This is a genomic window from Leptothoe spongobia TAU-MAC 1115 (assembly GCF_018739885.1).
Lineage (GTDB): Bacteria > Cyanobacteriota > Cyanobacteriia > Phormidesmidales > Phormidesmidaceae > Leptothoe > Leptothoe spongobia.
Genome location: NZ_JADOES010000003.1, coordinates 132,722 through 146,286, shown reverse-complemented (window position 1 = coordinate 146,286; position 13,565 = coordinate 132,722). Strand labels below are relative to the sequence as shown.

At 45.8% G+C, this 13,565-nt stretch carries 13 protein-coding genes; 8 read left to right on the top strand and 5 right to left on the bottom strand.

Annotation, left to right across the window (positions count from 1 at the left end):
* Positions 1-69: 69 nt before the first annotated feature.
* The 3 genes from pth to psbH all read right to left on the bottom strand — a co-directional run bounded on the left by pth (position 70) and on the right by psbH (position 1,434).
* Positions 70-693: an aminoacyl-tRNA hydrolase gene (gene pth / locus IXB50_RS02235; RefSeq protein WP_407658783.1), complete on the bottom strand. Its 624-nt coding sequence runs from the start codon at positions 691-693 to the stop codon at positions 70-72.
* 36 nt (positions 694-729) lie between these two features.
* Positions 730-1,044, bottom strand: a complete 315-nt coding sequence (locus tag IXB50_RS02230) for a TatA/E family twin arginine-targeting protein translocase (protein ID WP_215607302.1) — start codon at positions 1,042-1,044, stop codon at positions 730-732.
* Positions 1,045-1,230: 186 nt separating this feature from the next.
* Positions 1,231-1,434, bottom strand: a complete 204-nt coding sequence (gene psbH / locus IXB50_RS02225) for a photosystem II reaction center phosphoprotein PsbH (RefSeq protein ID WP_215607301.1) — start codon at positions 1,432-1,434, stop codon at positions 1,231-1,233.
* Between the two features lie 76 nt (positions 1,435-1,510).
* Here psbH and psbN point away from each other — a divergent pair, with 76 nt between their 5' ends.
* The 7 genes from psbN (at position 1,511) to IXB50_RS02190 (ending at position 10,754) form a co-directional block, all read left to right on the top strand.
* Positions 1,511-1,642, top strand: a complete 132-nt coding sequence (psbN, locus tag IXB50_RS02220; protein WP_006516770.1) for a photosystem II reaction center protein PsbN — start codon at positions 1,511-1,513, stop codon at positions 1,640-1,642.
* A gap of 273 nt (positions 1,643-1,915) precedes the next feature.
* Complete coding sequence (gene rpsP, locus IXB50_RS02215; protein ID WP_215607300.1) at positions 1,916-2,164, top strand: 30S ribosomal protein S16; 249 nt, start codon at positions 1,916-1,918, stop codon at positions 2,162-2,164.
* Positions 2,165-2,298: 134 nt separating this feature from the next.
* The gene (locus IXB50_RS02210; protein WP_326520705.1) at positions 2,299-2,676 is read left to right on the top strand and encodes a KH domain-containing protein; all 378 of its coding nucleotides are present in this window, start codon (positions 2,299-2,301) and stop codon (positions 2,674-2,676) included.
* Positions 2,677-2,790: 114 nt separating this feature from the next.
* Positions 2,791-3,744, top strand: coding sequence for a PhoH family protein (locus IXB50_RS02205; RefSeq protein ID WP_215607299.1), 954 nt, complete (start codon positions 2,791-2,793; stop codon positions 3,742-3,744).
* A 76-nt stretch (positions 3,745-3,820) separates the two neighbouring features.
* Positions 3,821-7,060, top strand: coding sequence for a DEAD/DEAH box helicase (locus tag IXB50_RS02200; RefSeq protein ID WP_215607298.1), 3,240 nt, complete (start codon positions 3,821-3,823; stop codon positions 7,058-7,060).
* Between the two features lie 543 nt (positions 7,061-7,603).
* Entirely contained in the window at positions 7,604-8,875 is a 1,272-nt protein-coding gene (sigC, locus tag IXB50_RS02195) for an RNA polymerase sigma factor SigC (protein ID WP_407658782.1), read from the top strand.
* 265 nt (positions 8,876-9,140) lie between these two features.
* Entirely contained in the window at positions 9,141-10,754 is a 1,614-nt protein-coding gene (locus tag IXB50_RS02190) for a choice-of-anchor Y domain-containing protein (protein ID WP_215607296.1), read from the top strand.
* 145 nt (positions 10,755-10,899) lie between these two features.
* On the opposite strand, the gene IXB50_RS02185 is transcribed toward IXB50_RS02190, so the two are convergent.
* Together IXB50_RS02185 and IXB50_RS02180 are read right to left on the bottom strand one after the other, a co-directional pair.
* Positions 10,900-11,064 (bottom strand): hypothetical protein, encoded by a 165-nt coding sequence (locus tag IXB50_RS02185; RefSeq protein WP_215607295.1) that lies wholly within the window; start codon positions 11,062-11,064, stop codon positions 10,900-10,902.
* A 201-nt stretch (positions 11,065-11,265) separates the two neighbouring features.
* On the bottom strand, positions 11,266-11,913 hold the full coding sequence (locus tag IXB50_RS02180; protein ID WP_215607294.1) for a phosphoribosylanthranilate isomerase: 648 nt from the start codon (positions 11,911-11,913) through the stop codon (positions 11,266-11,268).
* Positions 11,914-12,144: 231 nt separating this feature from the next.
* On the opposite strand from IXB50_RS02180, the gene IXB50_RS02175 reads away from it, so the two are divergent.
* The gene (locus IXB50_RS02175; protein ID WP_215607293.1) at positions 12,145-13,341 is read left to right on the top strand and encodes a site-2 protease family protein; all 1,197 of its coding nucleotides are present in this window, start codon (positions 12,145-12,147) and stop codon (positions 13,339-13,341) included.
* The last annotated feature ends 224 nt before the right edge of the window (positions 13,342-13,565 follow it).

Sequence of the window (13,565 nt, the reverse complement as noted above, 5' to 3'; positions counted from 1 at the left end):
AGATGGATGACTGGATGTGGATAGTTTGAAAATTATTGTTAGCTACAGATGAACTTTGTAGTGAAAAATCTATGCTGCAGCTTCTCGCCCATTGTAAAGACTCATGGCCCTCTCTATGCCTTTGCTCAGGCTAAACTCCACAGCTTCTTCTGCAAGCTGGATAGCAGCATCAATGACTTTACGTTCATCTGGCGCAAATTTGCCAAGGACATGGTTTACAACGGTTCGATTCGATTGAGTTTCTGGATTGTCTGACCGACTAATCCCCAATCTCAAACGAGGGAAAATCTGAGTCCCCAAGTGAGAAATGATCGATTTCATTCCATTATGTCCACCAGCTGAACCTGATAGCCGCAGGCGCAATTTGCCAATGGGCAGGTCCATATCGTCATAAATGACGAGTACATCACTTGGCGATAATTTATACCAATCAACAATGGCGCGTATTGATTGCCCAGAACGATTCATGTAGGTCGTAGGCTTGAGCAAGATTAAACGATTACCGGCTGCTGTACGACTTTCCCCAGTAATGCCTTGGAATCGTTTGTTGTTAGACATTGGAATGGACCAAGCTTTGGCAAGAGCATCGATCACTTCAAAGCCAATATTGTGACGCGTTCGATCATACTTTTGTCCAGGATTACCCAGTCCAACCAGTAGTTTTGGCGTTTGTGGAGAGTCAGCGTCTGTAATCACAAGTCTACTGCTTCAAGTTTGCTAGTTACGTTACTACGATGTTTCTTCTGTAGTCGCACTAGCTGTTTCAGTTTCTGTTTGGCTCTTATCAGTAACCTCAGCATCCGGCTTGAGAGCCTTAGGTTCTGGTGTTTCTAACGTTGCTTTTATCGGTTCTGTCACTGTTTTTTCGATTCGGGCAGCTTCCTTCTTAAATTCGTCTTCGAATTCCTTGGAGGCATCTTGAAAGCCCTTGATGGCTTTGCCAAGGCTACGACCAATTTCAGGTAACTTCTTGGGGCCAAATACCAGTAAAGCCACCATCATAATCAGGGCCATCTCTGGCAGACCAATGCCAAAAATATTCATACCGGTAAATCTCCCATGGATGTTAGCTATCGATATCTTAAAGAACTTGCATACTAGGCCATAGTTAAATAACTAGCAAAGGGGATGAACTAGGTGTCCATCCCCTCCAGTTAGTTGTCAAGTTCACAACGGGTTGAGCTAGCTATCTTCACTGGATAGCAACTCATTATGTTGATAAGTAATTGCCTAGAAACTCAGGCCGCGCCAATTAACATCAACTCCCTGGATTTGAATAGAGCTGTTGTAAAGCTGGAGAATGATCAGTAGAAAAACAAGGAAAAGTGCCATGAATACTCCCATTAGTGGAGTAGTACCCCAGCCAGGGGTAACTTTACCGTATTCAGAGTTCAGAGGTTTAAGCAGGTTTCCCAACCGAGTTTGCTGTGCCATGGGCGTATGTACCTTAAGGTCACTTTATAATCTGTAATATCATAGATTTTACATCCTCTAAGCCTGAAAAGATCCTATGGATTCTGCAACAGTTCTTATTATTTCAGTCGGCGCTATTGTCATAGCGTTTACCGGTCTCGCTATTTACACAGCATTTGGTCCACCTTCCAAGCAGCTTGCTGATCCATTTGATGATCATGAAGATTAATGGCGTTGCAACGACTTAATATTTGAGGTCGCCACAACGACAACTTTTGACGCTAGTCCTTGTAGCCATTCACTGCGGTTTATTAGCACTGGAGCATTGATTCAATGCTCCAGTGCTAATACTTCTAAGGAGTGATAGAATTAGTTGCTCTAGATATGGATTGCCTATTTCACAGGTGTCGGCGATGCTTAGAAAAGTTTTAGCTGGGGTCCTGGATGATATTAGGTGTGATGTCAGTAGAAAAGCATTGGATAGACCATTTCAACAAAAATTATGATCAAACTGCGACTGAAACGTTACGGCAAAAAGCGTGAGGTGAGCTATCGGATTGTGGCTATGAATAGCCGAGATCGCCGTGATGGTCGCCCACTAGAGGAGTTAGGTTTTTATAACCCCCGGACTGATGAGACTCGTTTAGATGTGCCCGCTATTGTGAAACGTCTCAAGGAAGGCGCGCAACCTACGAAAACCGTGCAGCATATCCTTCAAAAGGCTAATGTTTATGAACAGCTGAAGGCTTAGTTTAAGGGACGTAGTTTTGATCTCGTCTGTTGCGCTGGGAGGCTTTGATTAGGCAGCTTGTCTGCTTAATTTAAGTTCTTTCAAGTAGCATCTCTCCTATTATTGATTGCTGCTGGATTTTAAAGGTGACGAATGTGCCTGATTTTGAAGCTCTGGTTCGATTTTTGCTAACTCCGTTTTTGGAGTCTCCTGAGGCGTTGCGTTTGGATTTTGAACCGCTCTCGAATGGTCAGCGATTATGGATTCGAGTTGCCTTTGATGGTGAGGATAAGGGGCGAGTTTTTGGGCGTGGTGGTCGGAATATTCAAGCCATTCGTAAGGTATTGAAAGCAACGGGAGCGCTGCATGGCTGTGCGGTGCATCTCGATGTCTATGGTGAATCCTCTCAAGACTCAGGTGATGGCTCGGATCGTTCGCGGTCCCGTGGTGGTCGTGGAGGCCCTGGCCGACCCAGGCGTAGCGGTGGCCGACCTGGGCCTGGAAGGCCACCGAGGCGCAATCATTCAAATTAAAATTCATAGTTCGTCGAATTTAGTGGCTTGACAACGTTCTATAAATAGGTGCATAAGTCCAGATACTAGGCTGTTGGGTGCTAGATATCTGTGATGGCAGGGTTAGTCTGTTGTATGGAAGGTGCCTTCAAATTTGAATTTGGTTCGGCTGAGCAGGCGATGGCGATGGCCGGTTATCAGGAAGATGCTATCAAACGGCTATCCCAGCAGACTGGTGCCAAGCTGGTTATGCGTGGTACTGAGCTTTTGATATCTGGTACGCCGCATCAGGTAGAGCGTTCTACTCATCTGGTGACTTCGCTTAAGTCTATTTGGTCTCAGGGGCAGTCTGTCTCTGTGGCTGATGTGATGACTGCTATTCATGCCTTGGATACCCACCGAGAAGATGATTTGGGGCAGCTCCATGGGGATGTGATTGCACGTACGCGTCGAGGGGAGACTATTCGCGCCAAGACCTTTCGTCAGCGTAAGTATGTTAGTGCGTTGCGGACTCGGGATCTGATTTTTTGTACTGGGCCTGCGGGTACGGGTAAGACGTTTTTGGCGGCGATGGTAGCTGTTCAAGCAATTCTTGAGCAGCAGTATGAGCGGTTGATACTAACTCGACCTGCTGTTGAAGCGGGCGAACGTTTAGGATTTTTGCCAGGTGACTTGCAACAAAAAGTCGATCCCTATTTACGTCCTTTGTATGATGCATTACATGAATTAATCGACCCAGAACGGATCCCCGGTCTGATGGAGCGCGGCATTATTGAAGTTGCTCCGCTCGCATATATGCGTGGTCGTACGCTAAGTAATGCATTTGTGATTTTGGATGAAGCTCAAAATACGACGCCTGCACAAATGAAGATGGTGTTGACAAGATTGGGGCATAAGTCGCGAATGGTTGTGACTGGTGATATTACGCAAACGGATTTGCTCACTGGGCAGCATTCTGGCTTGTCCATGGCTGTGAAGGTGCTCAAGGGGGTTGATGGTATTGCGTTCTCAGAGTTGACGAAGGCCGATGTTGTGCGCCATCCCTTGGTGCAGCGAATTGTTGCGGCCTATGAAAAATATGAGATGTAGATGGAGTTTTTCCAGATCTATGTTCTCTGAATCCTGGTGATCTGGATTTTGGACGGTACTGAAGGCAGCATTGATTATGGCGATTCTCCATGGAAGTTGGCTCCCGGCAAAACAGCGCTTTTTTGTTTGGGCTGAAACATGGCGTCGGCTTGAGGAGGGAGGGATCGATGACTCTGGTGTGGCTTCTCATCCTTATTGTTTAAGTGCTGATGAGTTTCAATCACTGGTTACCTCGGGGGATCAATGGGATTTGAGTCTTTTGGCGGAGAGATTCCAGTCTCGTTGGTATGGTCATATTCTGGCATTGCCGACTGTCTTAGAGGATGAGCGGGTTTTTTATCCACATCTGTCTGGCCAGCTTCAGGGAACTGATGCTTTGCTTTATCCATGGCATGTATCTGGGGTGATGTTACCGACAGCGTCGGCACTGCAACTTCTGACAGGGTTGCCTTTGGGGGCAGACACTAGTTGGGTGGGTGGTGATTTGCGATATTGGTCTCACATGGCTCGCTGGAGTTTGGATTTGATGGCGCGAGGCAAGTTTGTGCCAACGGTGAGTGCTGATGGGAGTGGTGCGATCGCAGCCTGGAAATTGTTACTGAACAGTGCTACAGATCAAGCCCGATTACGTCAATTTTCTGACCGTATGCCCCTGGTTTGCCGTCTCTATCAGACCTCCAGTCCACAGACACATAAGTCTGTTGTCGCTACTAAAACTGCCAAATCTAAAGCCACTAAATCCAAGACTACTAAATCTAAAGCAGCTAAATCTAAATCTAAAGCTGCAGAGCAGCCAGATATGCCAGTAGCGATTGAATTTCCTACTGCCTCATCCCCTTTGCTCCAAGACTTTTTGGCGGCCGTTGTGTCAGCCAAAGTGCGTGATATGGCTCAGGCTCAGCCATTGCCAGCTACGGCACCTCTCAGTAAAGATTTGCCCCTCCGGGAGTGGATAGCAGCCCTGACCAAGGATAAGAAAAAGCGTTTTGAATCCACCCCAGTTGGATTAGTTCGTTTGAATGAGGCACTCAATACTTGGACCGCACCATTACAAAATCTAACTGTTGATGTACTTGACGCTTTATATGTGGGTTTTCGCCTAACGCCTCCACCTAGCGGTGATTTAAATTGGTTATTGCACTATGGCTTAGAAGCTTCGGACGATCCGAGTTTCTGCCTTGCTGCTCAGACGATTTGGCAGCACCCTGTTGATCAACTTGACTATCGCGGGCGTACCATTGAGGCTCCCCAAGAAAAATTATTAGCAGGGTTAGGACGGGCTGCTCGTCTTTGTGAGCCGATTAAGCACACCCTAGATCGCCCTAGTCCCAGTGTCTGTACTCTGGATCCGATTCAAGCCTTCGAATTTATTAAGGCGACTGCAAGCCGCCTGCAGGATAACGGTTTTGGCGTTACCTTGCCTGAAAATCTGGTCGATCCGACAAAAGGTAGTGCCAGTCGTTTAGGTTTAAATGTTAAGGCGATGGCTCCCCCACGCAAGCAGCAGCGTCTGGGCTTACAAAGCCTGCTCAACTTCGAGTGGGAGCTATCCATTGGTGGGCAGAATGTTAGTCAAAGCGAATTTGAGCAGTTGATTGCTCAGCAGACACCTCTGGTAGAAGTTAATGGTCAATGGATAGAGCTGCGGCCACAGGATGTAAAAGCGGCCCAGTCATTCTTTAATAGCCGTCAAACTAAAAATAAGCTATCGGTCGAAGAAGTCCTACGCATTAGTAGTGGAGATGGCCAGCTGATTGATAAGTTGCCTGTCGTTGCATTCCAAGCCTCAGGAAAGTTAGAGGAATTGATTACTACACTAACCACAGGTAATCAGAGTCTTGAAGAGATAGAGGAACCCGATGGATTTAAGGGTAAGCTTCGGCCATATCAAGCTAGAGGAGTTTCATGGCTGTCATTTTTAGAGCAGTGGGGATTAGGGGCTTGTCTGGCCGATGACATGGGTTTAGGTAAAACTATCCAGCTCATTGCATTTTTGCTCAATCTCAAGCAAGAGGATATTTTAGCGAAACCAATTTTGCTTGCCTGTCCAACATCGGTATTGAGTAACTGGCAGCGGGAAGTGAATAAATTTGGCCCAGAGTTAACGACTCTGATTTATCACGGTGATAAGCGACCTAAAGGATCTGCCTTTGTTAAGCAGGCCCAAAAAACAAACCTTGTGATTACTAGTTACACCCTGGTATATCGAGATCTTAAAGAACTGAAGCGTATCAAATGGCAAGGATTGGTGTTGGACGAGGCTCAGAATATTAAGAACTCTGATGCTAAACAATCCAAGGCTGTGCGGGAGCTAGAAAGTGATTTTCGAATTGCTTTGACCGGTACTCCTGTGGAGAACCGATTAGCCGAATTGTGGTCCATTATGGATTTCTTGAATCCAAACTATTTGGGACCTAAAAATTTCTTTCAGCGACGATTTGCTACACCCATTGAACGTTATGGAGATACTGATTCATTGCGCACTCTGCGGGGGCTGGTGCAGCCTTTTATTTTAAGGCGGCTCAAGACTGATCGCAGCATTATTCAAGATCTGCCTGATAAGCAGGAAATGACGGTTTTTTGTGGTTTGTCTGCAGAACAGGCACGCCTTTATCAAAAGGCAGTGGATGGAGCTTTGGCAGATATTGATGAGGCTGATGGTGTCAAACGACGTGGGATGATTCTTGGCTTATTAGTTAAACTCAAGCAAATTTGCAATCATCCGGCCCAGTATCTCAAGCAGGAGTCTTTAGGCAAACAGCGTCGTTCTGCAAAGCTCCAGCGTCTCAATGAAATGCTTGAAGAAGTTATTTCAGAAGGTGATCGAGCTCTGATTTTTACCCAGTTTGCTGAGTGGGGTAAATTGCTGCAGGAGCATTTAAAAGAGCATTTAGGAGAAGACGCTCTGTTTTTATATGGCAGTACTTCTCAGCCTGCTCGTGAAGCGATGGTGGATCGATTCCAGCAAGATCCTAACGGACCCAAATTATTTATCCTTTCCCTTAAGGCTGGAGGTGTAGGTCTGAACCTAACCCGTGCAAACCATGTCTTTCACTTTGATCGTTGGTGGAACCCTGCGGTAGAAAATCAGGCTACAGACCGGGCGTTTCGTATTGGCCAAACCCGTAATGTGCAAGTACACAAGTTTGTCTGTAGCGGTACCTTGGAGGAACGCATCAACGACATGATTGAGAACAAAAAGGCGTTGGCAGAGCAAGTGGTCGGAGCCGGTGAGCAATGGTTGACGGAGCTAGATACAGATCAGCTGCGTGAACTCTTATTGCTTGATCGTAAAGCTGTTATTGATGAAAGCTAATCATTTTTGTTGGTCGAGGGGCAGCTAGTCTAACTGGCCGTACGTAAAGCAAACGTAACAAATGCGCTATACGTGATGAAGCTCCCATGAAATTTGTAGAGGGTTTTCCCTGAGACCTAGACTTCCAGGGCTTTCTGGAAACACTGTAAGGCAGAGCGAAGCGTATGTTCTAAGGTATGAATGCATCAGGACATTTCCTGAAAAGCTGTGCCACTGAAAAACCTGGACTAATCCTGATTAGGGTGATCGATAGTGGTTGATATTTAGTTAGATATGGCCCTCGGCGCAGTTTAATATGATGCGTCCACTCGGAATGGGTTTGTTTAGTGATGTAGATCCTTATATCACTCTGATGTGAGTCACTTGGTCTTTGACAATGCCACTCTACGCTAAGTATGGGTGCGTCAGTCTAGCTCAAAAGGCTTGTAATTGGAAGCAAACCCCTAATCTTGCAGATTGTTCCCCGTTCTCTTAGCACGGGCACACTACATCTACGAGGGCTAGACGGCCTTGACTGTTATTAAAGTTACACCGCCCATGGTTATGGATGCAACGTCTTATCAACCCACTGCAGATGCTGATTTGGCAGCCCCCAGCTCTGTTGCAATCGCTACAGCTGATTCTGTAAAGGAAGAGCCTAGTGATACTGATATTAAAATGCTGCTATCAAAAGATGATGATGGCACTGTAGAAACCTTAGACGTTGATAAATTGGCGGTTGCCGCTGGGCGTCGTACAACCGATTTGGTTCGTCTTTATCTACAAGAAATTGGTCGTGTTCGTCTCCTAGAAAGAGATGAAGAGGTCGCGGAGGCTCAGCTAGTTCAGAGCTATATGCGTCTTTTAGATCAGCGCAAACAGGCAGCTGAGGAGCAAGAAGGGATTCTTGCGACCTATGTGTTGCTTTTGGAGACTCGCGATCGCATGGCGGCTCAGTTGGGGCATCGCCCCTCCCTTGAACGCTTAGCGGAAAAGTGTGATATTCAAGCCGTCGATCTTAAGCCGACGCTGCAAGCGGGCAAGCGTCAGTGGGCTGAGTTGGTAGGACTCTCCACCCAGGAGTTGGATAAAGCCTGTACCGAAGGCGTGCGGGCAAAAGAGCATATGATCAAGGCTAACCTGCGCTTAGTGGTGTCGGTAGCTAAGAAGTATCAAAACCGTGGTCTAGAACTACTGGACCTTATTCAAGAAGGGACTTTAGGGCTAGAGCGCGCGGTTGAGAAGTTTGACCCGACCAAGGGTTATCGCTTTAGCACCTATGCTTATTGGTGGATTCGTCAGGGCATTACCCGTGCGATCGCAACCCAGAGCCGCACGATTCGTCTACCCGTCCACATTACTGAAAAGCTCAATAAAATTAAAAAGGCTCAGCGCAAAATTTCCCAGACTAAGGGGCGTACAGCCACTGTAGAGGATATTGCCCGTGAGTTAAAAATGACCGCTCCCCAGGTGCGTGAAGTATTGCTTAAGGTACCCCGGTCAATTTCTCTAGAAACAAAGGTCGGTAAAGAGCGTGATACAGAACTCGGTGATCTTTTAGAGACCGATGCTCTATCTCCTGAGGAATTGGCTGTACGCGATGCTCTGCGTCGTGATTTGCACCAACTGCTAGCTGACCTGACGACCCGTGAGCAAGAAGTCATTCGCCTACGCTTTGGTTTAGGCGATGGTGTCCCCTACTCCTTAGCTGAAATTGGTCGTACCCTTGAGCTATCGCGTGAACGAGTTCGCCAAATTGAGTCCAAGGCTTTGCAAAAGCTGCGTCAACCTAAGCGTCGTAATCGCATTCGTGATTATTTAGAGGCGCTGAACTAACGTCTAGTTACCAAGATCTCAACAACACAATTGATTTTTTCAAACTTTGGAGTCGGTGATGTTAAACATCACCGACTTTTTTGATCACACTTCTATATCGCTCTCGCCAATCTTGAAGATGACGTCTCCAACAAACTAAAGATTCAGCTTTGTTGCGACTATTCGGAACATAGACTCTGTGGGTGGCGACTGAATCTACAAAGGATCGATGCTACTGTAGCTATATTTTTTTGATTTCTCACTATTAATTAGGAGTAACCCACTTATGGTGACAACTTTATACGCTCCAACTATAGATCCAGATATTTTGGCGTTGGGTTATTTTGCTTACGGTCAATTACCCGTATTCCCGGCTTATCCATCACCACCTTCCTTGGCTGCAACTGATGTTTTCACGCCAATTCCTAATCTTTTGGATGCAGCTATATCCGATAGTAACGGAACGACCTTCAACTCTGATGGCACTGTTTTTAACGGTATTCCAGGATATAACCCAGTTATTTACTTCGCCAGTGGTGGCAGTACCCTAATCCCTACCGGAAGAACCCTGAGCGCTACTGCTAATACGGGTTATGCAGGTTTTACTAATTACACTGTTGATTTTGACAATATTGACTTTAACGATATTGAAGGATCGCTGAATTTTCAGACTGTCAATAACAACTTTCCCACGTTGGATTCGGGAGATGGGTTTACCATTGCCTTTGACCTTGCAATTTTGAATGAAGTAAGTGAATCTAATCGCGCCGGTTTTAGCGTGGTTTTGGTCAGTGATGACGTCTCCAAAGAAGTTGAAATTGGCTTCAAGACAGACGGTGCAGACCGTGCGTTTGCGCAATCCGCTAATTTCACAGAAGCCGAAACCTCTAGTGCAACTTCACTTGACTTCAGTATTCGAAAAACCTATTGGTTGAGTATCTCTGGCAATACTTATTCCTTGGCTGCCAATGGTGTGGAGATTCTTTCGGGAAATACACGGGACTACAATTTTGATCCGACCACGAGTAGCCCTGCTCTTCCTGCCTCTGCTAACCCCTACCAAACTCCCAACTTTCTTTTTCTTGGTGACAATACTGATCAAGGCCACGCCCAATTCACTCTTGGAGAAGTGCAAGTATTATCTTTACAAACTTCTCTGACTCCAGATCTTTACAACGATTACATTGCATCTTATGGGGACTTAATTACTGCTTTAGGCAACAATCTGGAGGCAGGGAAATCTCATTATTTAACATCAGGGTTTCAAGAAGGACGACAAATTGATCTATTTGAAGAAGATATCTATATTGCTTCTTATAGTGATTTGATTATCAACTTGGGATATAACCCAGAAGCAGCGACGAATCACTTTATTAGTCAAGGCTTTAGAGAAGGCCGATCTGCTAATTTATTTATCCCTGAGCTGTATTTAGCGGCATACCAGGATTTGCAAAATGCCTTTGGGAGTGATCTGAAAGCGGCTACCCGTCACTACATTGAAAGTGGTTTTAGTGAAGGTCGTGACCCCTTGTTAGGTTTTGATGCGAGAGCTTATATTGCGTCTTATAACGATCTAATTGCCGCTTTTGGTGATGACTTCGCAGCTGGTCGTAATCATTATCTGCAAGACGGCTATAACGAAGGTCGAACAGTTACTTTTCAGGCAGATGATTATATTGCTTCTTATAGTGATTTGATTACAACGTTGGGCTACAACCTGGATTTGGGAGCCGAGCACTATATCACTATGGGCGTAGGTGAGGGGCGTTCTGCCGATTTGTTTGATGAGGCTGCTTATCTCAGCAAGTATAGTGACCTTCAGGCTGTTTTTGGTAATAACCTAGAGGCCGCAACTCGCCATTACATTGAGGTTGGGTATTTTGAAGGGAGGACTGTTTAATGGGTCGATGCAATGCCGATAAAAGGCGATGTTGTCCTAATCGGTGCCTAGTGAACGCGTGGATGGATTAAAAAAGCCAGCAGTATAAACTTGCTGGCTGGACAGGAGTAATCGCTGGAACAAGGAAATCATGTCTTCCCTTTAGCTAGCAGAAGTGATCAAGTATCACAGCGGCAACAGACGCAAAGGCCGTAATACCCAGGCCGATAACGGGGTTTTGACCTTGGCTAACAGCAAATGAAGTAATGATTGCTGCACCAAGTGCAGCAATCAAAAATGCACCTAACCAATCTTTCTGGGTATTGTACATAGGGCGCAACTAAGGAAAACAAGCATGGACAATTAAGCTCAAGCTATCACCAGTAATGATGCTATATGAAGCAAATAGGACATTCTGTAATCAAGGTTTAGGGTCAGAGATATTTTGTTACATACATCTTTGTGTCTAGCCTGGAATGCGATTTGAGTCGTGGAATCGGCTAACTAGGTAGGCTATAACCATTTATTTATATTATTTTGCGCTCTTGGACGCAGTTGCTATTTTTACGTTTCTTAGAAGCTGAGCCACTTTGTCTAAATTCTTATCCCCAGGAGTATTTTCTACACCGCTGGAGAGATCAATACCATCGGGAGATAGTAAGGAGAGGGCTTGTTTGATATTGTCGGGACGTAGACCGCCAGCTAAGAACCATGGTTTTTCAGGTCTGAATGTTTGTAAAGCTTTCCAGTCCAGAGTATGTCCAGTGCCACCTAACTGCTTAGGGTGATAGGCATCAAGTAAGAAGGTATCAACGTAAGGCGCATAGTCTTGAACCTGGCTTAGGTCTTGGAGCTGTCGAATACGCATCGCTTTAATCAGCTCCACATTGGGTAGAGCTGTGCGGATTTCCTGACAAAAAGTGGGTGATTCTTGCCCGTGAAGCTGTACGCCGCTAAGCTTTCCGGTGACTACAGTGTGCTGAATTTTCGCTAGGGCAGCATTGGCAAAAACTCCAAAACAATCAATGGGGGGTAGTGCCTCAGTAATTGTGCTGATTGTTTCAGGAGCAATGTAGCGTGGAGATTGCTTGACGCAAATAAAGCCTAAAACTGATGCTCCCATGGTTGAGATCGCTATTGCTTGGTCCATTTGAGTTAGACCACAGATTTTTACGCGCATGGATAATGATTCAATTCAAAAAGATTCGGAAATCTAGTAACGCCATTGGGAAAACCCGTCATTAGAATGAAGGCAGTTCTTAAAATTGATTTGGTTTGTAGTTTAAATTGCATTATGCGTCTGGATTTTTCCTGACGAAAACTTACAGTTCTAGATGTAAGCGTGGTTTTAGTAGGACCATTTTAATCATCCTGTTCCTAGTCTTCCTAGGCATATCAAAGGTATATCACTATGCAATCCGGTTGGCGCGTTGGCGCGATTTTCGGCATCCCTCTATTCGTTGATAATTCTTGGTTCTTTATTGTCCTCTTGATGACATTTGCCTATGGCAGCGATCTTCTGGGCGATGGATTCCCCTTTCCGGTGGCAGCGGTGGTGGGCTTAGTGATGGCATTACTCTTGTTTGGTTCTGTGCTGCTGCATGAGTTGGGGCATAGCTTAGTGGCAAGGCGGCAAGGGATTCAGGTTAACTCGATTACCTTATTTTTGTTTGGTGGGATTGCCTCTATTGATAAGGAGTCAAAAACTCCAGGCCAAGCGTTTCAGGTTGCGATCGCAGGACCCCTAGTTAGTTTTTTCTTATTTTTGCTGCTGACCTTGATATCCCTAGTACTGCCTACTCAGACGGTTGCCGCCCTAGTTGTAGTTACGATTGCTCGCATTAATCTGGTCCTGACCCTCTTTAACTTGATTCCGGGATTACCCTTAGACGGTGGACAAGTGCTCAAGGCCGCTGTCTGGAAAATGACGGGTAGTCGAGCTCAAGGTGTGCGCTGGGCGGCCCGAGTGGGGCAATTATTAGGGTGGATGGCGATTACGATTGGTATTTATGCATACCTGACCACACAAAGATTTGAGTTGTTGTGGTTAGCACTACTCGGATGGTTTGCTGTTCGCAATGCAGGGGCTTATAACAGGGTTAGTGATTTACAGGATGCGATCGCTAGTCTTAAGGCCAGGGATGCCAGTGTACGTGAGTTTAAGGTCGTCGATGCCACCATGACCTTGCGGGCTTTTGCTGACAATCAGCTCCTACATGAAGGTAAAACAGTCGTCTATTTTGCAGCCTCTAACGGTCGCTATCGCGGTATGGTTTCCTTAGATGATTTACGTTCAATTGAGCGTAGTCAGTGGGAAACCATGACTCTGCAAGAGGTAGCCCATCCGTTATTGGAAGTGCCTCATGTCCGAGAGGAGACACCCTTATCCAAGGTGATTACGGATCTTGAGGAGAACGAACTTCGTCGGATTACAGTGCTTTCGCCTGCCGATGCTGTTGCTGGTACGATTGACCGAGGAGATGTGGTACGAGCATTAGCAAAACGGCTCAATTTTCCAATTTCAGAAGCGATTATTGACCGTATTAAAGAAGATGGTGCTTATCCTTCAGGATTACAGTTAGCTGCCATTGCCAGAAATGCTGAGTAGTTTACTGGTGTGGACCAATATCTGTCTTCGTTATTTTTGATATGAAGTTCCTCATATTGCGTCTAAATAGAACTGTTTTACGCAATTTGTACCATTTCTCTGGCAAAGCCTACTGCTTATCAAGGACTGTCAATGTACGGATATAAGGCACTAAGGCGATCTATGGGGTGTCTCAGGGAACTTCAGTGATTTGTCCATTGGTTGCCTACTACGGTGGCAGCTAA